The following is a 21,768-nucleotide window of genomic DNA, read 5'->3' on the forward strand; positions in this document are numbered from 1 at the left end:
TGTCTAATGAGAGCGCCAAAATCCGAAGAGATTCAACGCCGTCTTTCGGGGCACCTATCAACCGAAAGGATGATCCAATACTGCTCCTTGGGTCGGCAGATTGGTGCAGCGCCAGGTCCGTCGGGAGGGCGTCTGCGCGAGATCGCCCCCACCAATCTTAGGTGCGGGGGCATCCGGTTGCTTGCTTATTCGGGGAATTTCCGAGTGGCGGTGCCGGCTGCGATAGCGGTGCCGCTGGCATCAAGGGCCGTAACCGTCCACTCGTAGTCGTGGACTTGCGGAGGCGGAGGGGACGGCCCGTTGTAGCCGCCCGTTAGGGCGCCGCAGGGGATCGAGGCGCTGGCCTTGCCGAAGAAGGCGACTTCGCCGCCGCCGTGCTGATAGTTCGGGGCCTGACGATCGACCATCTTGAAGCGCAGCGTCTTCGTCGCCGCCGGCACATTGCCGACCTTAAATTCCGGCGACGCACCGCACCAGCGGAATGAGACGTTCATATTGGGCAACGATGCGTTTGGCGCCGTCGCTCCAGTCGAGTTGCAGCCAGCCAGCCCGAGGCAGGCCGCCCCGATTAGCAAAATCCTACGCATTTTCTTCCCCAGCCCCGCAGTCGGCAGCTCCGCAGCTGCCAACCGTCTGCGCTTTATGGGCTCACAGCCTAGTTGCCACCTTCTCCCATGGCTTCGACCTTTCGCATCACCTCGTCGGGATTGAAGCTGGCCGGCTTCTGACGCGGTGGAAATTCCTTGAAGCTCTGGAGCCAATTCGCGGCGAAGGCCTGCATAGGCACCTGCACGAACGCCCGGTCGGCCATCCACTTGTTATACAAGATCGACTCATCCCCTCTCTCGAATGGATCTGAGCGCAGGTTGAACAGCTTCGGCAATCGCAGGGGGGTGAACTGTCCCGACCACACGCCTATACCCTTGTTATTCTGTTCGAGGAACACCGCTTTCCACTGCTCGTAGCGGATCGCGACAAGCTGCCCGTCGTCGTTCCAGAAGATGAACTCCTTGCGGGGTGTCTCCTTCGCTTCGCCCTTGAAGAACGGCATGAGGTTGTAGCCGTCGAGATGGACTTTTACATTCTTGCTGCCGAGTTGCGTGCCCTTGAGGCATTTGGCGACGATATCCGGGTCGCCTCCGGCGGCGGCAAAAGTTGGAACCAGGTCGCAGTGCGAGAAGGCCTCATTGTAGGTTGTGCTGGCTGGGATGGAGCCCGGCCAGCGACTGACCATCGGCACGCGATAGCCACCTTCCCAGTTGGTCGCTTTTTCGCCGCGGAAGGGTGTTGTGCCGCCATCCGGCCACGACATCACTTCAGCGCCGTTGTCGGAGGTGAACAGTACGATGGTGTTGTCGGCGACGCCGAGATCGTCGAGCTTCTTCAGAAGCTGCCCAACAAGTCCGTCCAGCTCCACCATACCGTCCGGATACGACCCAAGCCCCGTCTTCCCCTGAGATGCTGGTTTCAGGTGCGTCCAGTCGCCGCAGCGCATGACATGGCCGCCCAGCGCCGCCGTACGGCAGGCCCGGATCGCACCGATGTGATCGGCTGGCCCGGCTGCTGGCCGGGGAAGAGCCAGCCGCGCGGGCGCTTCACCCGCCACCATTGCCGCAGCAGGTCGAGCAGGTCGGGCGCGAGCATGACATAGCGGTCCTTGCGCCCCTTGCCCTGCTCGACCCGGATCAGCATGCGTGCGCTGTCGATGTCGGCGACCTTGAGGTGGGCGATCTCGGAGACGCGCAGGCCGCAGCCATTGGCGATGCTGAGCGCCGCCTGGTCCTTCAGGCTCCGCGCATGCGCCAGCAGCAGCGCGACCTCTTCGGTCCCCAGCACCACCGGCAGGCGCTCCGGCGTCGGGATCCGCGCCATGCGGTCACCGAAGCCGGCCCGGCCGAGCGTGATGTGGAAGAAGAAGCGCAGCGCGGTGCAGGCCAGGTTCATTCGGGCGTAGCTTGCTCCCAGCGAGGCCAGATGGAGCTGGTAGCGCCGCAGATCCTCCGGCTCGGCCCGATCCGGCGGCAGGCCGAGGAAGGCCGTGAACGCGCGGACCTGCCGGACATAGTCGCGCTGCGTGTGCTCGCCGAACTGGCGGATGGTCATGTCCTCGATCATCCGCTGGCGTAGCGGGCTGACGGCGGCAAGCTCGGTCATGGGGCTCTCCGAGGATCAGGGGAAACCCCGAAATCCTGGGATGCAGCGCCTCACATGGCGAAATCTCAGTGCTGACAGTCCTGCAGCACCCTGCCGCGAGAGCGGCTTAGAAGCTATGGGCGGCGCAACGAGGCCGGTACCATCGTTGCCGCAATCAGCGATGGAGCACCTTTATGGCACACAGCATCGATGCGAGCAGATGTTCGATTCCGCTCGATCAAGGCGCGACCCTGGTCGCCGTGATCGAGATGGGCCAGGCGAGTTGGTTGGTCGCCGGCCTCGTCCCAGGCGTGGAGCGCCAGCCGTTGAAGAAGCTGCCCGTCGATCAGCACGGCCTGCTGCAATTGCTGCATCGCTGGCGAGTGGAGGCCGAACGAAACGGGCGCCCGATCCAGCGGATCGTCGTAGCCTTTGAGGCCGGGCGCGATGGCTTCTGGCTCGCCCGATGGTTGCGAGCCCACAATGTCGAGGCTTATGTCATCCATGCCTCCAGCGTCCCCGTTTCTCGCGAGCATCACCGCGCCAAGACGGATCGGCTGGACACTGAGTTGCTCAAGCGCGCCTTCCTCGGATGGCTGCGCGGCGAGCCGAACCACTGCAGCATGGCGGCAATCCCGTCGCAGGAGGATGAAGATGCTCGCCGACCGAGCCGCGAACGGGAAGCCCTCGTAAGCGAGTGCACGCGCATCGTGAACCGGATCAAGAGCAATCTCGCGCGTCTCGGCATTCGCGGGTTCAAGGTCACTCTCAGGCGGGTGGCGGATCGGCTCGAAACCCTGCGAACTCCGGAAGGCACCGCAGTACCGGTCAACACAATGGCAGAGATGAAGCGGGCATTCGCTCGCCTGGAGAGCCTCAAACAGCAGATCAAGGAGATTGAAACTGTCCGCGTGACTCATCTCGAACAGACGAGCGACACGGACCGCGGCACCATGGTGCGGCAGTTGATACAGGTTGTCGGCATCGGCGTAGAAAGCGCCGATATGCTGGTACAGGAGGTGTTCTTGCGCCCACTCCGGGATCGCAAGGCGGTGGCGCGCTATGCCGGACTGACCGGCGCTCCTGACGAAAGCGGTCAGAAACGCCGTGAGCGAGGGCTTGCCAAGGGAGGCAATGCTCGCGTGCGTCGAGCGATGATCCAGCTGGCGTGGGGCCACCTGGTGCACCAGCAGAATAGTCCGTTGGCCGCTTGGTACAGGAAACGCACGGCCGACGCTCGCGGTGGCACACGCAAGACAATGGTCGTGGCCTTGGCGCGCAAGTTGCTCATCGCGCTCTGGCGGCTCGCGACAAGTGGTGTCGTGCCAGAAGGTATGGCGCTGCGCGCTGCATGAGTTCTCTGGTCCGTAACGGGACCGGAGAACCGCGGTCACCTTCGGGCTGACTGCGGATAACGAGCCGAGGTGGTGGTAACCCGATAGTGGACTTGGCCTTTGCGCCGCGGCTTAGGATGGGCCCGCCGCCTCGGAACTTCGCCGTCGATGCGCATGACTGCATCATGGTCGCGATCCTCCAGGATCGACCGAATACAAGTTTGTGGCGCCGAACCGCGCCAAAATGGCGAGTTCCCCTCGGATCGTTTGGATGTGAGCGCCTGCACTCACCTACGGCCTTCGCCGCTCGGAGCGGCGAAGCTGTTGACGTCCACCCGTACGTGAAAACGAACCGCGTCTCGAAGCCGATAAGGGGTCTGCGGCCTTGACAAGGAAAAAGTCCGCCCTGAGATCGCCGCTGGCGCGGAACGGATTTAGCGGAGCGGGGCTTCGCTCGGTCAGGCAGGCCTGACCTGCGGCCCGTTTGGCTTGAGCTTGGCGAGCTTCCGGAGGTTCTGGGCTGCTGCGGCGAGGTGGAACTCGTCTCTGGCGCCATTCGGTCCGCGCAGTCGCAACCGGTCGAGCCGCGAGATGCGCTTGAGGTGTGCAAACAGCATCTCGACCTTCTTCCGCTCGCGCCGCGAGGTGACATAGGCATCGGTCTCGGCGATGTCCCTGGCCATGTCGCGGGCGCCCTCATGGATCGAGCGCAGGATCTTGCGGGCCGGCATGTTGGGTGAGCACTGCGGCTTCAGCGAGCAGGCGTCGCAGTCGAACTTGCTGGCGCGGTAACGCATCATGCCCTCGTCATCGACGAGCGGACGCTCGGTTCGATAGATCGAGATGGGTGGCTTCCGGATATGTAGCGACTACCGAAAACCGGTCGCTGCCGCCAGAATAGCAAAACCGTCAGGTTTGCCTCACACTAGGACCCAACTTTGCGCGGGGCATCATGCGCTATCGTTTCCCAGTGCTAACTCTGCTTCTGTGGGCGACATTCACGGCTTGTGGGGCGGGAGCGGCCACTCCGGTGGTCGTTGGATGCGGCAGCGGGGCCACTGATCCTGTCGCGGTCTATGCACCTTTCGGCGCCGGCCCGCTGACGCTTGCGAAGGTCCATTGCCTCCGATTTCCGCTAAGCAATTATCCCGTGTCTCCGCCGACACTGTCGCTGGACGGGAGCGCTGTCTTCGTTTTCGACAGCGTCAATGGTTTATGGCTCGCTGCTATGGAGGATGAGCCCGTTCTCCACCGCTTCGATGGGCGCGTGACCGGCCTCATTCCCGGTGGCGACCTGCCGTTCGCGTGGTCGGAGGACGCGCGCTCGGTCCTGGGTGTCAGACAGGAGACCTCGAACCCTGGCGGCTTCGCCCTGGGGCCGCTCAAGCCTTTCCTCTTTTCGGTGGACGGCACGACGCGGCAACTGCCGGACCTCCTGAGCCCGGCCGGCCCCCTAGACGAGCTATACTGGGCGGGGCAAGCTGGAATGGCCGTCGCCGCTTTCGGGACCAGGGGCGCCTACTACCAACCAGAGCATGCTGATCCACAACCGACCATCGCGTTCGTGAATGCGCGCACCGGGCAAGTCATACAATCAATCGAGAAGAATGCTGTGCCCGGCCTCACCGGGAATGCCAGAACCAATGCGATCGCCTCGGTTCTGGGCGCCGATGGCCGTATCCATGCCTGATCGCCTTCTCACCCAATCAATGGGTCCTGTGGGTTCAAGGTGAGCGGCCCCAGATCGTCCCTGTCGGCGTCACGATCTGGCGGACAGAGTTCGCGCTCAGTCCCGACGGCCGCAACGTGCTTGTGATGAAGAATTTGCGCGCATTCGGCGGAAACTGCGATCGCAGCGGCTCGGACTGTTCCCAATGGACGCCTGACACAGGCACCAGCGCCGAACTGCGTGAATTGCCAAGCGGAAGGCTGATCTGGTCCGTCAGTGGGGCAGCAAAGGCATCGTCGAGCTACGGCGAGCCTGCGATCAGCCGGGATGGCCGATACGCGCTGATCTTGATGCTCACAGAAGATCGAGGACCAACCGCTGCCCTCATTTCCATGGAAACGGGCGAGGTGCTTCAAGAGATACCCAGCCCTGGGATGAGCGAATGTGCGATTGGCTTTTCGCGGGATAGCAGTGCTGCGTGGATCAGCTGCCGCTCACGTCTCGTGATGTATGACATCGGACCGTGATGGCCCTCCGCACAGACCTTCGCAAATTGGGCTGAATTGGTACCCGCTATCGTCGCGCCGCTGACGAGCCAGAAATCCTGAGAGCGGATATTGGCGGGGTCCCGTTAAGGGTCGAGAGCGGAACTCTGGTCAGCACACTCGTAGCAGCGTAACGCCAACGGCAAGGGTGTAAGGGCGCTGCTGAACGCCGCGTTCAAGATCGGCGTCATGGATGTTTGCCGGAAACGCGAGTTGCCGCACCCGGGGGACGATGCGCATGCCGATCCCAGAGAATCGCTCGGCAGCGGCGCGTCCGATGCCGCTGGCGGCCCCGGTAATGACAGCCACCTTCCCAGGAGCGAATGGCGTTTCCGATGAAATCTGATTTCTATCCACGTCTCGGGACCTCTCGTCATTACCGGTATGGACCAGGGGTTTCAGGAGCCGAAGCAGCGACCGATCCACGCCGATGGCTATTCCCCTACCTCGACCGCTGGATACGCGATCATTTCATCCCCCCTGCCCTCTTGGAAGCCGAAAGCGAAGGCGCCCGCCTGCCGGAACCTGCAAGGGCGTGGTCGATCAGAGCTCGACCGCTTAGCAGGCAAAGAGACAGTGAAAGTTACGGGCCGTTTCTTCTGAGCTTCATCCCGTTCATGGCGGAACGGCGAAAGGCAATCAGGCCCGCAGCGGCGCGGGGGAACCCGTCGGAAACCACACGTGCCAGGCAAAAAGGCGCCGCCCGGCGCGCGATCCGCGACATCCGGAGCAAAGGGAACACGCGAGCGGTCCTATCAGTTTAAGTCACCGAGCATCGGAAAACGGGGGCTGCCAAACCGCAAAACGGCTGGGCTAAAACCGATGATCTCAAGGCCCGATGAAACTTCTAACACGGCAGCGGTCGACCAAGACGAGCGCGGGACTTCGCACAATGTTCGCGACGCTGTTTTTCTGGGCATGCTCGACCGCCTCGGCTGTGGCTATCTTCTCCTCGAACGCCAGAAGATCGTCGAGGCAAACGCCACGGCCCGACTAATTCTTCGTCACGAGGACGGCTCGGCTCAAGATCTCGACCAACTGACGAATGCCTTCAGGCGACTGATCGCGCGGTCCCGCAACCGCCGTCCGCTTGCACCCCTGACCTGGATCGTTACCTGGAATCAAACCGATGCGCCTTTCGTCCTCAATCAGTCTGGGGGCGACATCCCGCTTAATACAAACGTCGTCATGTTCCTCGATCTTGACGCGCAACTGGAGCCAAATCCCTTCATGCTTCAGCGCATGTTTGGGCTGACCTTGGCCGAGACACGCCTCGCGCTTGGTTTGGCGCGCGGCGATATCCCAGCGGACGTCGCCCGCAGTCGGCACATCAGCCGTACCACCGTTCGCACGCAACTGGCATCGGTCTTTGCCAAGACCCAAACCAAGCGTCAGGCGGAACTCGTCAAATTGCTGGCCCGGATCGCGGTCTTGCCGTGAGCGCCACTCGAAACCGGCGCGCCCCTTTGGTGGATTCGGCAGACGCCCGCGAGCGAGCCGGCATAGGTGGAAGGGGGAAGGCATGCAGCCTGACGGCCGGACCGCGCCCGGGCCACCCTCTTCGCATCCAGCGTAGGCGAGCGCGTAAACTCCCCGGGCACAAAAAGGCTACATTCCTCCTCCTTAGTGCCACGACTTCGCCACGAGTATTACAAGGGGTTAGTATGGCGAACCTGCTTTGTCGCGCCGGCTTCGCCGGCCTGTTTGTGGCTGGCTGCTCTGCCCAATCGGTGCCAACGGTCGAGTTGATCACGAAGCCGACGTTCGAAACGTTTGCCCGGCTGGGGAGTTGGCGGCCTTGGCAATCGGCTCAACAGGAGAAGCCTGAGCCGGTTCCCATCGTGCTCTCTGATGCTCCGACGGAAGCGAGCAAGCCGATGTCGATCAGCCCCGCGCAGGTCAAAGTTACGAGGGCAGCTCCCAAGCCCGCGCCCATCGTCGCAAGCGCACCGAAACCAGCCGCCCCGCTGGCACCCCGTGTGGTGCCGGCTGCGGTGTCGGAAGCACCGGTTAAAGGCGGGCCCGCTTTCGTCTCCTGCCATACGCAAAACGAGCCCGGTCAGCGCGTGCGCATGGAATGTACCCCTGTCGACTGACAACATGCGCCCCAGTTACGGCCCCTCCAGCAGATAGCCGTTCGGGCGCGGGCGTAGTTCACGGGGCGCTTTGGCAAGAATAGCGTCTCCTTGAACGGCGCAGCCATCGCCGCATCGTTGTCTCCGAGCTTGTGAGCGGACGAGGTCGGAATTGCTCGTTCAGGGGAGACCAAACATGGCCGTCCAAGAAGGCACCTATAAAGCGGAATTTGGGACCGTCCTCGGTATCGGCAGCGGTGTCGTAGTGATCTGCGGCGGCAAGGTGCGCGGAGGCAACTCGGCAATGCTGTACGTCGGAAGCTACCAAGAGGATCGAGATGCCTTTAGCGCCGAGATCCGTGTAACCCGGCATACCCCGACTCTGGCTGTCGAAAGCGTGTTTGGGAAAGATGACGTATCTGTCAGCCTTACGGGAGTGGCCATCGAGGGCACGATTTCGCTACTAGGCGAGTCGCCAGACGCTCCAGGGGTGAAAGTCCGGGTCACACTTGTTCGCGTTGCCGACTGACCATCTGCGACACCAATCAGCCGAAGGCCGTCAACGACACTGAACCGGCGGGCGACTGAACTTCGACCGGCGGGCGTGCGCCGCAATCCTGTCTTGGTGGCACGGTATGGAGCAATGCAATGAACGTCCCGGAGGGGTGACCTCGCCTGACACCGTTGCGCTCCGGTGACTGAACTCTACCAATATGGAGGCCGCATAATGCCCAATTCTCACGCTGGGCCTAAGGCGCCAATCATTACGATTAAGACCTCTGCTGACTATCGGAGAACTTGGCAGCGTATCAGAGAGCTCGAAGGGGCCAGGCCTGGCTCAGTGCGGTCCCTCGAGCGAAAAATCCTAAGGCTCGCCGCGCGGGAATACGAGCCGCCGTCAAAGCCAGTACGCCCACTCTAAACACTAAATTGCCCGCGGCTCCGAAAGGGTGGCCGGCCATTTTGGGTGATGTTAAACCTCTTGAATCCGGCAATCCTAGGGATAAGTTTCCGGCATCAGCCACGGAAGGAGAAATCCAATGACCGCGGTGGCCGAACTCAAACCGGATACGCCCACTGCCTGCGTCAAATGCCACGAGGATTACCGGTATGCGCTTCAGCGCATCGGTGAAATCGAGGACGCGAAGCCTAATTCGGTGGACGCCCTCGAACTGGAAATGCTCAAGGCCGCAATCGCCGTCTATGAGGCTCGGGAGCCGGTGCGCGCAGGATACGCCAGAGGAAGCTGAGCTGATCGCGCTCGTTGCATTCCGAGAGGAATGGCTTAGCGCCACCCCTACCGGGAGTGGCGCACTACCCCGCTAGCCAATGAGGCGGCCACACTCCCGCGCTGCCTCCTCGAACGCCTCCCGCGCCTCATCAACGGTCCCGGCACCATTCAGCACTGCCGTGCAGGCGCGAACAGCGTCCTGCCACTTCGGGCCCGCCCCTATCGCTTTCCAGGCAAGCAAGAACTCTGCGGCCCGCTCGACGTGAGTGACAGAATAGGTCACTTCAGGCCGGTCGGCTCGAACGACAACGGGTGGGGTGAACGAGTGCATCGGCCTGGCACATTCCCGTCCTCCTGATTGACGAACCCGGGTGGAGAAGGCCAGCACGCCGACAAAACGAGTGAATCCGTAGTCAGCCCCTTATTCCGCCTTAAGGTTCTCGGCACAGGCTTTTCCCGAGCGTTGGTCCGGGACGACCTCGTAGAAGATTTTTTGTCCGTCGCGCAGTTCTCGCAATCCCGCACGCTCCAAGGCGCTGATGTGGACGAACACGTCCTGACCGCCGTCATCAGGTTGGATAAAACCAAATCCCTTGCTGGGATTGAACCACTTCACAGTTCCCGTCGCCATGGATGTCCCTCCTGACGGTGGATGATGCTAAAGCGATTACCTATCGCCGCATGCCTTCTGAGGCTTCCGACCGCCCGCTACTCAATCGCAATGACCCATGTGCTGCCCGCCGCTCGCGAAAGAGCGACGGGGCGTTAGGCCGTGCAAGAGCGTTCGCGGCGTCCTTGCACCCGTCCGAAACCCTGCGGCGGTTTCTTTGTTCCCACGACCGAGAGATAGCGGCACGGCGACGTCCGCCGTCGGCCGTCGGCTCGCGACCGACGGTGCACCGTTGGGTTCACCGGAAATCACGCGTCTTCACCTTGATTGTATCGAGATGCAGGTCGGGAATGTAGATGTCGCGGGTTCGAAGCCCCTTCGGAGGAAGCCCACGCGGATCCGGCGCCGGCGAACCATGGTGGAACTCGTCCCCCCGGCCATGAGGCAGCGGGAAGGCATCGTCGCGCTCTCCGACGCTGGCGAGTTCTGCCGACAGATCGGTTAGACGCTGCGCGACCAGATGAACGACCTCGCCCTCGCGCTGGACGCGGCCACGCACCGCAATCATACCGGCGGAGAGGATGGTGCGGCGATTTTGCTCGAACACCTTTTGCCAGACCACGAGGTTGGCGATGCCGCTCTCATCCTCGAGGGTGATGAACATAACGCCCTTGGCGCTGCCTGGCCGCTGGCGGACGAGGACGATCCCAGCAGCCTCAAGCCAGCGGCCATCACGAGCTTCCATCGCCTCGGCGCAGGTAACGATCCGTCGCCTTCGCAGATCCCGTCGGAGGAAGGAAACCGGGTGGCTGCGCAGCGACAGGCTGACATGGCGGTAGTCTTCGACCACCTCGCTACCGGCCGTCATCGGCCGGAGGGAAACAGCCGGCTCATCCACTTCGGGGATGATCTCGCTCTGCCGAGCAGACGCCGCCGCGAAAAGCGGTAGCGGCTCATCGCGCAGTGCTTTGATCGCCCACAGCGCTTCTCGACGAGCTAGGTCAAAGCACGGTCGGAAGCCATCGGCCTCGGCTATGTGCGTGAGCGCAACCACAGGAACTCCGGCACGCCGCCAGAGGTCATCGACCGAAGCAAAGGGCTGATCAGTCCGGGCCGTGACGATGGCTGCGCCATGTGCGTTGGCGAGGCCCTTCACCATGCACAGACCCAACCGGACCGCGAATCGGCCGTCGTCGCGGGTCGGCTCCAGCGTCGAGTCCCACCTTGAGGCGTTGGCGCAGACGGGACGAACCTCGATCCCATGTGCTTGCGCGTCCCGGACGATCTGGGCCGGAGCATAGAAGCCCATGGGCTGGCTGTTGAGGAGTGCGGCGCAGAAGATGTCGGGATGCCAGCATTTGAGCCACGCCGAAGCGTAGGCGATCAGGGCGAATGATGCTGCGTGGCTTTCAGGGAAGCCATAGCTGCCAAATCCTTCGAGCTGCTTGAAGGTCTGCTCGGCGAACTCCTCCTCGTAGCCGTTGGCGACCATGCCCGCGATCAGCTTGTCCTTGAAGGACGATACGCCTCCGGAGAACTTGAAGGTCGCCATTGACTTCCGGAGCATGTCGGCCTCGCCCGGGGTAAAGCCGGCGCATTCGATCGCCACGCGCATGGCCTGTTCCTGGAACAGGGGCACACCAAGGGTCTTGCCCAGCACCTTCTCCAATTCGGGCTTGGGATAGTGGACCGGCTCCAGTCCTTCACGCCGTCGAAGGTACGGGTGGACCATGTCTCCCTGGATCGGGCCAGGGCGAACGATCGCGACTTGGACCACGAGGTCGTAGAAGGTCCGCGGCTTCAACCTCGGCAGCATCGACATTTGCGCGCGGCTCTCGATCTGAAAAGTGCCGAGCGTGTCTGCCTTGCGGATCATGGCGTAGGTGCGCGGATCCTCGGCGGGGATCGTTGCGAGGTCGAGATTGATGCCCTTGTGTTCGGCGAGAAGATTGAGCCCCTTCTTCATGCAGGTCAGCATGCCAAGTGCCAGCACGTCGACCTTCATGAACTTCAGGGCATCGATATCGTCCTTGTCCCACTCGATAACCTGGCGATCAGCCATGGCGGCAGGCTCGATCGGCACGAGATCGTCGAGCCGGTCATGGGTGAGGACAAATCCACCGGGATGCTGGCTGAGGTGCCGGGGCGCGCCCATGAGTTGACGCGCGAGGTCGAGTGTCAGCCGAAGCCGACGGTCCTTGAGATTGAGGTTCAGCTCTTCGACATGGCGCGGCTCTACGCCACCTTCCGACCAGGCCCAGACCTGCGAGGACAGCGTGCCGATCAAGTCGTCCGGCAGGCCAAGGGCCTTTCCCACATCCCGCAGCGCGCCCTTGGTGCGATAGCGGATGACGGTCGAGCACAACGCAGCGTGATCGCGACCATAGGTGTCGAAAATCCACTGCATGACGATCTCGCGCCGCTCATGCTCGAAATCGACGTCGATGTCCGGCGGCTCTCGGCGTTCCTCGGAAACGAAACGCTCGAACAGCAAATCATTGCGGCCCGGGTCGATCGACGTAATGCCGAGCACGTAGCAGACAGCCGAGTTCGCCGCCGAGCCGCGGCCTTGGCACAGAATGTCCTTAGATCGGGCGAAGCGAACGATCGAGTTCACCGTCAGGAAATATGGCGCGTAGCCCAGCTTCTCGATCAACCAAAGCTCGTGCTGAAGCGCCGCATCGACGCTCTCGGGAATGCCTTCGGGATAGCGTTCGGCGGCGCCTTCCCAGGTCAGTTTGTCCAGGGTCTGCTGGGGTGTGAGCGCCGGATGGTCTCGCTCCTCCGGATACTGATAGGCCAGCTCACCAAGCGAAAAGCGGCATCGATCAGCAATCTGTAGCGTCCGCGCCAACGCCTCGGGGTAGCGGCTGAACAGCCGATGCATCTCTTCCGGCGGCTTGATGTAGCGATCGGCATGCCGTTCACGCCGGCCGCCGAGGGCGTCGATCGTGACGTTGTGACGGATGCAGGTCACCACGTCCTGGAGAATGCGCCGCGCGGGCTCATGGAACAGCACGTCGTTGGTGACGACGGTCGGCACGCCCATCCGGGTCGCGAGGTTCGACAGCTCGTGAAGCCGGAGCTGGTCGGTCGGACGTCGGCGCAGCGTCAGCGCGAGATAGGCACGGTTGCCGAACGCATCGCGAAGGCGCCGAAGGCGGAAGGCGCATTCCGCATCGGCCTGATCAGGCACGAGGACAGCGATCAGCCCCTCGCCATAGGCGACAAGATCAGGCCACTCGAGATGGCACTTTGCCTTGCCGCCGCGCTGCTTGCCGAGCGAGAGCAGTCGACACAGCCGCGAATACGCCGGTCGGTCAATCGGGTAGACGAGCATCGACATGCCATCGACGAGGTCAAGGCGGCAGCCGACGATGAGGCGGACACCGGTTGCCTTGGCCGCCTCATGGGCGCGGACGATCCCCGCCAGCGAATTGTGATCGACAACCGCCACTGCATCTATGCCAGCCGCGGCGGCCTGTGCGAACAGTTGCTCACACGAAGAGGCCCCGCGCAGGAAACTGAAATGCGAGGTGACCTGAAGCTCGGCGTAGCGCGGGCGGCTCATCCGAATACCCCGTGCAGAAACCAGCGATGTGAGCCGGTCGCTGCGTGCTCACCGTCACCGGCCCGATAGAGCCAATAGCGCTCGCCTGCATCATCCTCGACCCGGAAATAGTCGCGGACCGCCACAAGCTCTGCATCGCGCTTCCACCATTCGCCGAACACGCGCTCGGGGCCATCGGCGCGCTTCACTCGCCTACGGATCCCCCGCCAGGTGAACGAAACCGGGGGCTGGTCAGGCAGCAGCGCCATGGTCTCGACCGGTTCGGGTTGAGGCAACAGACGGGATGGCCGCGGCCAATGACCCGGCCAACTCGCCCCCGTCTCGGCCGCCATGGCCGGGATTCGGCAGACGGAACGTTCAGGCACGTCGCTTGCGACCGGAGCCAGACGATAGACGGCGCGCTCCCCGACCCGGTTCGCCAGGGTGTCGACCAGGTCAGACACGTCCGGGAAGCTCGCTTCGACAAGCGAGTTGTGGGTCTCCTTGCGTTCCAGCGGTTCGGCGATGGTCGCGGCCAGCGTCAACACCTCAATTCCGAAACCCGGCTCGATCGTATCGATCTTCTCGCAGAGGAGCCGCGTCAGTCGCTTGACGTCGCGAACCGGCGTGGCCAATCCGACCCGAACCGCCTCTGCACGATTGTCGACGCGATGGCAGATGAGGTCGAGACGACGTGCGCCGAACCCACATTCCTCCAGGCGCTCGCAAAGTTGCCCGACGAGCTTGGCGATATAGCGCGCGATCGTCTCCGCGGCGCCGATGGGCTCGGCGAAAGCTTGGCGAACCTCGATCAGGTCGGGCGGCCGAATGGCCTTGATCGGCTCGGCGAGGTCTCCAAGCGCCTGGTCGATGCGGCGGCCAAGCTCCGGACCAAAGCGCAGAGCCAGAGGAGCCCGCGGCTGCGCCAGCAAGTCACCGATCCGCTCGAAGCCCAAGGTGCGCAGCCCGGCACTAACCGAGGACGGAAGCCGCAGGGCCTCCAGCGGCAACGGAGCGATGATGGATGGTTCATGCCCTGGAGCGGCGACGATCGTCGAACGTGTCCTGTAACGAGCCAGTGCGTGAGCGGCGCCCCACGTATCAGCGATCGCCGCCCGAGCCACGATCCCCGACATGGCAAGGCGACCGATCACCCCGTCGAGCATAGCGTTCTCGCCGCCGTGTAAATGGTCCGCCCCGGTCGAGTCGATGACGATGCCGTCCGGCGGATCGGGTGCGACGACCGGTGCGATACGCTCCAGAATCCAGACAGCCAGCCGATCGAGTCCTTCGGCGTCAGCGGCTGGATCGGCATCCTCGACGATCAGACCCGGAACGAGTACCTGCGCCTTTGTCGCGGGCATGCCGATGCAAAGACCGGCGGCCTGAGCCGCAGCATCCGCTCCCAGCACCACTCGCCTGTTTCCGTCGCGTTCGATCAGGACGAGCGGCACCTCAGGCGGAGGCGCTGCGTCGCCAGCCTTCCGCCGCGCCCGGTCGGTGGACCAGGTCGGCAGGAAGAGTGAGACAACCCGTGTCATCGCACGCCTCCAACTCGAAATCTGCACTATCGCCGGCGCGGGCCCGGATGAGCTCGACCAGCCAGCGAGGCCGACCGACGCCGGGGACCGGCAGCGCTGAGGATGGCATCACCGAGACGCGCCAGCGCGTCATGGCGGCTGTTGGCTGACCGAAATCGGCGGCCTCCGTCTGACGCCGCCAACGGCGAAGGGCAATTCCGACCGACCCGGTCCCCTCCGCGGCCAGTTGCAGCCGACGAGAGGCGGTCATGGATAGGCGGGCAACTTCCCCGACGACGGATCCAAGCCCACCGTGCCGCAGCCCTTCCTCCATGCAGGAAAGCACGGTCTTGTCGTCGCAGGCTTCCACATAGATCACCCGATCGGCGGCTAGTCCCGCTTGCGCGATGGCGGGCGCGAAGAGATCCGGCCGCGTGATGCACCACAGGACCCTCCCCCGGGTGCGGGCTGCGACCCCCGCGCTGAACAGCGCGGCCGCGGCACCGTCGATCGCACCGTTGCCGCCGCCAGCCACTTCATGCAGCGCCCCGAGCGCCAATCCGCCGCCGGGGAGGCGCGAGTCCACCTCGGCGATTCCGAAAGGAAGCACCGATTTCGCGCGCCGGTTCGTGCCTTCGATCCTTGCGATCTGCGCGCGCAGAGAGTGTATGGCGAGCTCGGGCCGCACAATTGTTGGTGTCCTCTGAAAATGGGCGGGCCGCCATGTTCCTCTTTTGTTCCTACTTCAATGCCCGGGAGTCAAGATGAGGGCATCAATGCGATAGCCGCCTCGCTGACGGATCAGAGTGGTCCGACCACATCCGGGTTCATGGCGACAAAGAGTTCAGCCTGACGCTGAAACAACGTCCATGCCGGATCATTCTCCGACCGTCCGACTTGGCAGTGCATGACCTTGAAGATCGCAACCCCTCCGGCTGGCTGGTCGGGGTCTATCCGCGCGGCGCGACACATCGCCCTAGCAATTCTCTGGATACGCGGATCACCCGAATAATCCGCGGCGGTCACCGGTGCGTCCACCGGGTCGGCTTCAAATGTCAGAGACATAGCGGACCTCCACGACTCGCCCCAACCTCAGCCAGTGGCCTCAAACGATTGGATGGACCTGCCCCAAGGTTCGTTCCGGCAAAATGCGCGTCGTCCGCAAGCAAAATGACGCACTCTCGGCATTAGAGGATCATCGAGTGGGTGCCCCGTCGGCTCAGGCCGGCGGGGCTTCTTCACTGCAATAGCTACTGCCAAGTCTGACGGCCGTACCAGTTATCGACGTCCGACCGAACCTGATCCTTCGCGAGACCGTATCGCTCCTGGATTTTTCCCTCGAGCTGATCACGCTTTCCCGCGATCACGTCGAGGTCATCGTCAGTGAGTTTGCCCCACTGCTCTTTCACCTTGCCCTTGAGCTGCTTCCAGTTTCCTTCGACGCGATTCCAATCCATGGGACCTCTCCGTTGGCGTGAATGGGATAGCGAAAGAACGCACGGGCTGTGTTTTTGTTCAGAGACACTGCGGGTCTCCGCGCATCTGTCTGCCGGCGACCACCCTTGCCACTGCGATCGCTTCCCGCGCCCGTAAACCCGAAAACCGCGGACCGTCCGCGCAACCTGTTCGAGCTTGGATTGTTAACGGTAGGCGACCGTTGGAGGGGAGAAGCCTTCATGGATCTCATCATCAAGCAATCGAGCTCGACAAGGTGGGACCTGATCGACTTGCTCGGCCGTAACGCGGGGCATGTCGAGCTGGCCTTGTCCGGGTGCTTCCGCATAATTCCGTCGGGCCGAGCGGTGGGTACTATGGCAACACTCTCGCCGGGGCCATATTCCTCGTTAGACGCAGCGCTCGCCGCAATCGAAACTCATACGCGAGGCGTGTGCAGACGCGAGCCAGAGGAGCGCGGGCAACAGACGCCTATTGGCCCGGGCAATGAGGACACCTGAGAGCTTGTCTGCCCGCGGCTCTACCGCGCTCGCAGTTCGCTGGCGGAATCCACCTCCCGATGATCTGCGTGCGGGGCGGAGCCCCTTGAGGCGGCGATCCTACGAGATGCAGGGAACCCCCTCGCCAACGCGACGTTCACCAATCACTGGCCGCAGCTTTCGCAACGTCGAGCTGCATGCCGTACGCGCTGGCCGGATCGTCAGGACGGAGGTCTACTTCGGCTGGAATCTGCCCCACCCCTGCCCGGCCGGGAGGCTTCGTCGAAAATGACGGAGCGGGCCGCGCCGGAGCGTGAGTTCCTGCCCGATCCGATTAGCGCGCCCCGAGAAGCACCCTTGCGAAGGAGCCAACATGTTTCGCAGCGTCAATCCTGCAACCGGCGACGAGATCGCCACCTATCCCGAACTGACCGCGCCGGAGTTGGAGAGCAAGATCGTCAAGGCGGAGGCGGCCTTCCGGCACTGGCGTGCGAGGCCGATCGCGGAGCGCGCCGCATTGCTGGAGAAGATCGCCGAGCAATACGAGGCTAACAGCGAGAAACTTGCTGTGATGGCAGTCCGGGAGATGGGCAAGACCCATGCGTCGGCCATCGCCGAGGTGCAGAAGAGCGCCGCGGCCTTCCGTCACTACGCGCAGAACGGCCCCGCGATGCTTGAGCCGACCGAGATCGCTATGGCGAGCGGCGGCCGCGCAGAGGTGCGCTACCTGCCGCAGGGGCCTGTGTTGGCGATCATGCCTTGGAACTTCCCCTACTGGCAGGCCGTCCGCTTCCTTGCGCCAACGATCCTGGCGGGCAATGTCGGCTTGCTAAAGCATGCCAGCATCGTCCAGGGCGTCGCCGGGCTGATGGAGGCGATGGTGATCGCCGCCGGCGCACCCGACGGCGTGTTCCAGAATCTTGCCATCAAGTCCTCCGCCGTCGCCGGCCTCATTGCGGACAGGCGCATCGTCGCGGTTACGCTAACGGGCAGCGAGGCAGCCGGACGCGCAGTGGCCGAGCAGGCGGGCGCGGCGTTGAAGAAGGTCGTGCTGGAACTCGGGGGATCCGACCCCTTCATAGTCATGCCCTCAGCCGATCTCGACACAGCAGTGAGGCAAGCCGTGACGGCTCGCATCCAGAACAGCGGCCAGTCGTGCATTTGCGGCAAGCGGATGATCGTCCATGCCGACATCTACGAAGCATTCCGGGAGAAATTCTCGGCGGCGATGCAGGCCGTGAAGGCCGGCGACCCGATGGATCCGGCTTCGAACATGGGCCCACTTTCGAGTTTCGAACAGCGCGAAACGGTCCTCGACCAACTCGCCGCGGCGAAGGCGGTCGGCGCCAAACTACTGTTCGGCGGCCAGGCGCTGCCCGGCAAGGGCGCCTACATGTCAGCGGGGATATTGGTCGACGTGCCTCTCGAGGGCGATCTCATGAAAGAGGAGATCTTCGGCCCCATTGCCATGCTGTTCAAGGCTGAGGACATCGGCGACGCGATCCGGATCGCGAATGCCATTCCCTATGGACTGGGCTCGTCCGTCTGGACGAATGATTCCCAGGAACAGGAGCGGTTCGTGCGCGAGATCGAGGCTGGCATGACTGCGATCAACCAGATGCTCGCCTCCTCGCCCGAGGTGCCATTCGGCGGGATGAAGACGTCTGGTCACGGCCGAGAGCTTGGCACTCACGGTCTGCACGAGTTCATGAACCTCAAGTCAGTCATGCGGCCGAACTGAGCCCACTTCGCTCTTTTCAGCGATGAGCATTCCGGCACGGGACCGATAGGTAAGGCCCACGCGCCCGCTCACGCTGTCCTTTCAAGGCCGCCGCGTCCGCGACCAGCGGCGCACTCTTCCGTTCCGCGGCCGGGCCATTCAAACTCTTCGCGTCAGGTTCCGAGCCTGTCGCGCTGGATGACAAGCTCGATGACAACACCCAGCGGGTCCCAATCCCTGCTGACCCGACCAAGCTGACTGGCCGTCGCCTTGATCAACCGGCTGCCGAAGCCGTCGCTTCGTGTGATCGTCGGCGATGGTCCCCCGCGCTCACGCCAGACGAGTACGAATTCGGACGATCGATCCGAGCATGTGATCTCAACCTTGCCATCCGCGGTGGAAAGACTGCCGTACTTTGCAGCGTTGGTTGCAAACTCGTGGAGCAGCAGCGAGAGCGATGTGACCAGAGCGGAGGGCACTGGAATATCGGCACCGCTAACCTCGCTGCGTGGCCGTTCACCGACGTCATACGGCGCGAGTATTGCCGCGATCAGGGCGTGCAGCGTGGTGGCCGCCGGTTCGCCGCCAGCGGCCATGGCTGACATCGTAAGCGCGTGGGCGCGTGACAAGGTCGCGAGTCGCTCAGATACCGTTGCGGCGAGCTCAGCCGGGCTGGAGGCCGAACGCGCGCTGAGGTTAACGATACCGCTCGTGAGCGCGAAGACATTTTTGACCCGGTGGTTCATCTCGCGCAGGAGCATTTGCTGCTGCTCCTGCGCGCGCTGTTGATCGGAAATGTCGCGGGCGATCTTGGACGCACCCACGATCTCGCCCCGAGCGTCCTTGATCGGCGAGATGGTGAGCGAGATCGCGACAGGCGTTCCGTCCTTGCGCCGGCGGATCGTCTCAAAATGCTCGATTCGCTCTCCAGCGCGAATGCGCGCCAGAATTTCTGGCTCCTCGTCCCGGCGGTCCTCGGGAATGAGCAATAGCACCGACTGGCCTAGGACCTCCTCGGGGCGATACCCGAAAAGCCGCTCGGCGCCCGGATTCCAGTCGGTAATAAGGCCGTCGAGATCCTTGGCGATGATCGCGTCTTCAGACGATTCGACGAGCGCCGTCAGACGCCGGGTCGAGGCATCGTTGCTATGGCGTTCGATAGCAAAGCCAAGCTGGCGCGCAATGATCAGCGCGAGATCGCGCTCGTGATCGGTAAAGACCCGCGGCGTATCGTAATAGACCATGAACTTGCCGACCAGCTTATCGGCCCCGGCGAGCGGAATGAAGGCCAGGGCATGAATGCCTTCGCCGATGATGGTCTCAATCAACTTCTGAGGCTCTCCGCTGAGAGCGACGTCCGAAACGAAGATCGGGTCGGCCTCGCGGTCCTGACGCTGCCAGGGCGAGTGGCCGTCGATGGCCGAACGATATCCGTCTGAAAGTCCGCGCCAGGCGACGAAACGCATCGTTCCGCCCTCGTCGAAGCGCAGGATGGAGGCACGGGGGCTCGCGAGCCCTGAGCAAATGGCGTCGAGGGCCGCTTCATAGATATCGACGAGCGTGCGAGCGCGAAACAAGCGATCGGTGAAGTGGAAGAGTGTGGTCTGTTCCCGGACCTGGCGCGCCAGGTCGTTCGCGGCGTCCGTGGTTTTGCTCCAAACCGCGGCGCTGGGATGACGGTCAGGGCTTCTTCGCACCATCGGCGGCCTCGCAGCATAGCCAGTTCAGATCATCTCACAACGAGAGATCCCGTCTGGCGAGCCAATCATTCGAACATCAAATTCGGCTGGTCTCAATGTCAATTGTTCATAGGCCGTCGCATATATTGACCCGAGTTCTGCGCGGCGCCTATGGGAGTGAAACGAGCCAGCGCTCCTAATTCCGACCTGTTCCGGCATCGTCCTCGACTGTCGCGGCGTTCGGCAACTTTTTTGAGTGCCCGAAGTTCCCTCGCTTTGGGAGTGACCGAATTGCGCGCTCAACGTCTGCTTGCCCAATTGTCATTGGCGGCCCTGATCGGAGTTGGGGGATCGATCATCGTCAGGCAGTTCGAGGGGCGCGCCAAGGGGGGCGCGAAGGGGCCCGCAAAGGGTGGCGGACACACGGGATTTCGCGACGGGGGAGATGCGAAGACACCGACCGAGATTCCCCCTTGGGGCTGGGCAGCGATCCTCCGACGGACCTATGACGAGGTCGGGAAAGACCGGGTGCTGGCCGTGGCCGCCGGTGTCACCTTCTATGGGCTGCTTGCGCTGTTTCCGGCCATCACCGCCTTCGTTTCGCTGTATGGGATCATTGCCGATCCGGCCACTGTCGCGGGCCAATTGGCAATGGCAGAAGGCCTGTTGCCATCCGGCGCCCTCGAGGTCGTTCGCGATCAGATCACCCGGATCGCCACAGGCGATGAAACGAAGCTCGGAATAGCGTTGCTGATCAGCCTCGGTCTGTCGGCATGGAGCGCGAATGCTGGTGTGAAGGCGCTCTTCGATGCGTTGAACGTCGCCTACGGCGAGGAGGAGAAGCGCAGCTTCCTCCGCCTAAACTTGACCACGCTCGGCTTCACACTTGCAATCCTCCTCTTCGCCTTGCTGGCACTCGGCGCCATCGCCGCCGTGCCCGTGTTGCTGGACTTCCTGTACCTGGGTCCGGCAGCAGAATGGCTTCTCTGGCTCGGGCGCTGGCCGGCCCTGATCCTCGTCCTGATGCTCGGGCTTTCCGCTCTCTATCGGTTTGGACCCAGCCGCGACAACGCACAGTGGAAATGGGTCAGTCCCGGTGCCATTCTGGCCAGCGTGACCTGGCTGGTCGGCTCGCTCGCGTTCTCCTGGTACGTCGCGACTTTCGAGGATTACAACAAGACCTATGGCACGCTCGGCGCAGTCGTCGCGCTGCTGATGTGGATGTGGCTGTCAGCGACGATCGTACTGGTCGGAGCTGAACTGAATTCAGAAGCCGAACGCCAGACCTTGCGGGACACGACCAAGGGCCCGCCTGAGCCAATCGGATTTCGAGGCGCTGACGCAGCGGATAACAAGGGGTGACGGCTACCGCGGATTGGGCCACGAAAGTTCCGAAACGCTCTTGGCCGTTACGTCTCGCGGGTCAAGGTCGTTCCATCTTCAGTGATTTCAAAGGTGTGATCCTCAACGAGACGCACGTCCCGTCCATCGGCCAAGCCGTATGATATGTGGCCCGCTCAGCGCCATCGCTTTTCAATAAGCGGGTTAGGAGTGGAAGCTTTCGCCTGACGATGACGATGTGCAACCGCCCTCACCCATCGCGGCATTCCACCCGGTAGAGTTCCTTCATACCGACTCTCCACGGCAGCCTCCCACGCGTTTCCCTTAGCGGTCCGCCGGTCCGCTGCGTTCCGGTCTCCCTCGCGGATGATCCGGGGGAAGGTCGGGCCGAGCGTGGCCCGCTGCCGGAGCGCCAGGGCGACGCCCA

At 63.1% G+C, this 21,768-nt stretch carries 20 protein-coding genes and 1 pseudogene; 9 read left to right on the forward strand and 12 right to left on the reverse strand.

What is annotated here, in order from left to right; genetic code table 11:
* Positions 1 to 185 precede the first annotated feature (185 nt).
* The 3 genes from AB4118_RS28735 to AB4118_RS28745 form a co-directional block, all read right to left on the reverse strand.
* Positions 186 to 494 carry a YbhB/YbcL family Raf kinase inhibitor-like protein gene (locus AB4118_RS28735; protein WP_441492965.1) on the reverse strand — a complete coding sequence of 103 codons (309 nt, stop codon included), beginning with the start codon at positions 492 to 494 and terminating at the stop codon, positions 186 to 188.
* Positions 495 to 655: 161 nt separating this feature from the next.
* A complete protein-coding gene (locus AB4118_RS28740) occupies positions 656 to 1,495 on the reverse strand; it encodes a sulfatase-like hydrolase/transferase (RefSeq protein WP_441492966.1) in 840 nt (279 codons plus the stop codon).
* Positions 1,468 to 2,154, reverse strand: a complete 687-nt coding sequence (locus AB4118_RS28745) for a tyrosine-type recombinase/integrase (protein WP_441492967.1) — start codon at positions 2,152 to 2,154, stop codon at positions 1,468 to 1,470. The genes AB4118_RS28740 and AB4118_RS28745 overlap by 28 nt, the downstream gene beginning before the upstream one ends.
* Before the next feature lie 173 nt (positions 2,155 to 2,327).
* Between AB4118_RS28745 and AB4118_RS28750 the strand changes: the two genes are divergently transcribed.
* A complete protein-coding gene (locus tag AB4118_RS28750; RefSeq protein ID WP_441492968.1) occupies positions 2,328 to 3,488 on the forward strand; it encodes an IS110 family RNA-guided transposase in 1,161 nt (386 codons plus the stop codon).
* A 437-nt stretch (positions 3,489 to 3,925) separates the two neighbouring features.
* Here AB4118_RS28750 and AB4118_RS28755 read toward each other — a convergent pair.
* Positions 3,926 to 4,264, reverse strand: a pseudogene (locus AB4118_RS28755) (transposase); the annotation flags it as partial.
* A gap of 353 nt (positions 4,265 to 4,617) precedes the next feature.
* On the opposite strand from AB4118_RS28755, the gene AB4118_RS28760 reads away from it, so the two are divergent.
* From AB4118_RS28760 to AB4118_RS28785, 6 genes are all read left to right on the forward strand, one after another.
* A complete protein-coding gene (locus tag AB4118_RS28760) occupies positions 4,618 to 5,157 on the forward strand; it encodes a hypothetical protein (RefSeq protein ID WP_441492969.1) in 540 nt (179 codons plus the stop codon).
* Between the two features lie 125 nt (positions 5,158 to 5,282).
* On the forward strand, positions 5,283 to 5,663 hold the full coding sequence (locus AB4118_RS28765; protein WP_441492970.1) for a hypothetical protein: 381 nt from the start codon (positions 5,283 to 5,285) through the stop codon (positions 5,661 to 5,663).
* An 840-nt stretch (positions 5,664 to 6,503) separates the two neighbouring features.
* Positions 6,504 to 7,121, forward strand: coding sequence for a helix-turn-helix transcriptional regulator (locus AB4118_RS28770; RefSeq protein ID WP_441492971.1), 618 nt, complete (start codon positions 6,504 to 6,506; stop codon positions 7,119 to 7,121).
* A gap of 224 nt (positions 7,122 to 7,345) precedes the next feature.
* Positions 7,346 to 7,777, forward strand: a complete 432-nt coding sequence (locus AB4118_RS28775; RefSeq protein ID WP_441492972.1) for a hypothetical protein — start codon at positions 7,346 to 7,348, stop codon at positions 7,775 to 7,777.
* A gap of 175 nt (positions 7,778 to 7,952) precedes the next feature.
* Positions 7,953 to 8,285 (forward strand): hypothetical protein, encoded by a 333-nt coding sequence (locus tag AB4118_RS28780; RefSeq protein WP_441492973.1) that lies wholly within the window; start codon positions 7,953 to 7,955, stop codon positions 8,283 to 8,285.
* A 511-nt stretch (positions 8,286 to 8,796) separates the two neighbouring features.
* Positions 8,797 to 9,006 (forward strand): hypothetical protein, encoded by a 210-nt coding sequence (locus AB4118_RS28785; protein WP_441492974.1) that lies wholly within the window; start codon positions 8,797 to 8,799, stop codon positions 9,004 to 9,006.
* A 72-nt stretch (positions 9,007 to 9,078) separates the two neighbouring features.
* On the opposite strand, the gene AB4118_RS28790 is transcribed toward AB4118_RS28785, so the two are convergent.
* The 7 genes from AB4118_RS28790 to AB4118_RS28820 form a co-directional block, all read right to left on the reverse strand.
* Entirely contained in the window at positions 9,079 to 9,318 is a 240-nt protein-coding gene (locus tag AB4118_RS28790) for a DUF982 domain-containing protein (RefSeq protein WP_441492975.1), read from the reverse strand.
* 90 nt (positions 9,319 to 9,408) lie between these two features.
* The gene (locus AB4118_RS28795; protein WP_441492976.1) at positions 9,409 to 9,618 is read right to left on the reverse strand and encodes a cold-shock protein; all 210 of its coding nucleotides are present in this window, start codon (positions 9,616 to 9,618) and stop codon (positions 9,409 to 9,411) included.
* Positions 9,619 to 9,895: 277 nt separating this feature from the next.
* A complete protein-coding gene (locus tag AB4118_RS28800; protein ID WP_441492977.1) occupies positions 9,896 to 13,168 on the reverse strand; it encodes an error-prone DNA polymerase in 3,273 nt (1,090 codons plus the stop codon).
* Positions 13,165 to 14,688, reverse strand: coding sequence for a DUF6504 family protein (locus AB4118_RS28805; protein WP_441492978.1), 1,524 nt, complete (start codon positions 14,686 to 14,688; stop codon positions 13,165 to 13,167). Before AB4118_RS28805 ends, AB4118_RS28800 begins: the two co-directional genes overlap by 4 nt.
* Positions 14,603 to 15,355, reverse strand: a complete 753-nt coding sequence (locus AB4118_RS28810; RefSeq protein ID WP_441492979.1) for an ImuA family protein — start codon at positions 15,353 to 15,355, stop codon at positions 14,603 to 14,605. Before AB4118_RS28810 ends, AB4118_RS28805 begins: the two co-directional genes overlap by 86 nt.
* 113 nt (positions 15,356 to 15,468) lie before the next feature.
* On the reverse strand, positions 15,469 to 15,732 hold the full coding sequence (locus AB4118_RS28815; RefSeq protein WP_441492980.1) for a hypothetical protein: 264 nt from the start codon (positions 15,730 to 15,732) through the stop codon (positions 15,469 to 15,471).
* Between the two features lie 185 nt (positions 15,733 to 15,917).
* A complete protein-coding gene (locus tag AB4118_RS28820) occupies positions 15,918 to 16,124 on the reverse strand; it encodes a CsbD family protein (RefSeq protein WP_069880139.1) in 207 nt (68 codons plus the stop codon).
* Between the two features lie 850 nt (positions 16,125 to 16,974).
* Here AB4118_RS28820 and AB4118_RS28825 point away from each other — a divergent pair.
* A complete protein-coding gene (locus AB4118_RS28825; RefSeq protein WP_441492981.1) occupies positions 16,975 to 18,342 on the forward strand; it encodes an NAD-dependent succinate-semialdehyde dehydrogenase in 1,368 nt (455 codons plus the stop codon).
* A 152-nt stretch (positions 18,343 to 18,494) separates the two neighbouring features.
* On the opposite strand, the gene AB4118_RS28830 is transcribed toward AB4118_RS28825, so the two are convergent.
* Positions 18,495 to 20,021 (reverse strand): PAS domain S-box protein, encoded by a 1,527-nt coding sequence (locus AB4118_RS28830; RefSeq protein ID WP_441492982.1) that lies wholly within the window; start codon positions 20,019 to 20,021, stop codon positions 18,495 to 18,497.
* Positions 20,022 to 20,177: 156 nt separating this feature from the next.
* On the opposite strand from AB4118_RS28830, the gene AB4118_RS28835 reads away from it, so the two are divergent.
* Positions 20,178 to 21,362, forward strand: coding sequence for a YihY/virulence factor BrkB family protein (locus AB4118_RS28835; protein WP_441492983.1), 1,185 nt, complete (start codon positions 20,178 to 20,180; stop codon positions 21,360 to 21,362).
* Positions 21,363 to 21,768: the final 406 nt, after the last annotated feature.

This window comes from Allobosea sp. 2RAB26 (genome assembly GCF_052115465.1).
Taxonomy (GTDB): domain Bacteria; phylum Pseudomonadota; class Alphaproteobacteria; order Rhizobiales; family Beijerinckiaceae; genus Allobosea.

What these genes read in the sequence shown, in the direction of transcription:
- AB4118_RS28735 (WP_441492965.1), bottom strand. Translation starts at nt 494, where the DNA reads ATGAACGTCTCATTCCGCTGGTGCGGTGCGTCGCCGGAATTTAAGGTC.
- AB4118_RS28740 (WP_441492966.1), bottom strand. Translation starts at nt 1,495, where the DNA reads ATGCGCTGCGGCGACTGGACGCACCTGAAACCAGCATCTCAGGGGAAG.
- AB4118_RS28745 (WP_441492967.1), bottom strand. Translation starts at nt 2,154, where the DNA reads ATGACCGAGCTTGCCGCCGTCAGCCCGCTACGCCAGCGGATGATCGAG.
- AB4118_RS28750 (WP_441492968.1), top strand. Translation starts at nt 2,328, where the DNA reads ATGGCACACAGCATCGATGCGAGCAGATGTTCGATTCCGCTCGATCAA.
- AB4118_RS28765 (WP_441492970.1), top strand. Translation starts at nt 5,283, where the DNA reads ATGAAGAATTTGCGCGCATTCGGCGGAAACTGCGATCGCAGCGGCTCG.
- AB4118_RS28770 (WP_441492971.1), top strand. Translation starts at nt 6,504, where the DNA reads ATGATCTCAAGGCCCGATGAAACTTCTAACACGGCAGCGGTCGACCAA.
- AB4118_RS28775 (WP_441492972.1), top strand. Translation starts at nt 7,346, where the DNA reads ATGGCGAACCTGCTTTGTCGCGCCGGCTTCGCCGGCCTGTTTGTGGCT.
- AB4118_RS28780 (WP_441492973.1), top strand. Translation starts at nt 7,953, where the DNA reads ATGGCCGTCCAAGAAGGCACCTATAAAGCGGAATTTGGGACCGTCCTC.
- AB4118_RS28785 (WP_441492974.1), top strand. Translation starts at nt 8,797, where the DNA reads ATGACCGCGGTGGCCGAACTCAAACCGGATACGCCCACTGCCTGCGTC.
- AB4118_RS28790 (WP_441492975.1), bottom strand. Translation starts at nt 9,318, where the DNA reads ATGCACTCGTTCACCCCACCCGTTGTCGTTCGAGCCGACCGGCCTGAA.
- AB4118_RS28795 (WP_441492976.1), bottom strand. Translation starts at nt 9,618, where the DNA reads ATGGCGACGGGAACTGTGAAGTGGTTCAATCCCAGCAAGGGATTTGGT.
- AB4118_RS28800 (WP_441492977.1), bottom strand. Translation starts at nt 13,168, where the DNA reads ATGAGCCGCCCGCGCTACGCCGAGCTTCAGGTCACCTCGCATTTCAGT.
- AB4118_RS28805 (WP_441492978.1), bottom strand. Translation starts at nt 14,688, where the DNA reads ATGACACGGGTTGTCTCACTCTTCCTGCCGACCTGGTCCACCGACCGG.
- AB4118_RS28815 (WP_441492980.1), bottom strand. Translation starts at nt 15,732, where the DNA reads ATGTCTCTGACATTTGAAGCCGACCCGGTGGACGCACCGGTGACCGCC.
- AB4118_RS28820 (WP_069880139.1), bottom strand. Translation starts at nt 16,124, where the DNA reads ATGGATTGGAATCGCGTCGAAGGAAACTGGAAGCAGCTCAAGGGCAAG.
- AB4118_RS28825 (WP_441492981.1), top strand. Translation starts at nt 16,975, where the DNA reads ATGTTTCGCAGCGTCAATCCTGCAACCGGCGACGAGATCGCCACCTAT.
- AB4118_RS28830 (WP_441492982.1), bottom strand. Translation starts at nt 20,021, where the DNA reads ATGGTGCGAAGAAGCCCTGACCGTCATCCCAGCGCCGCGGTTTGGAGC.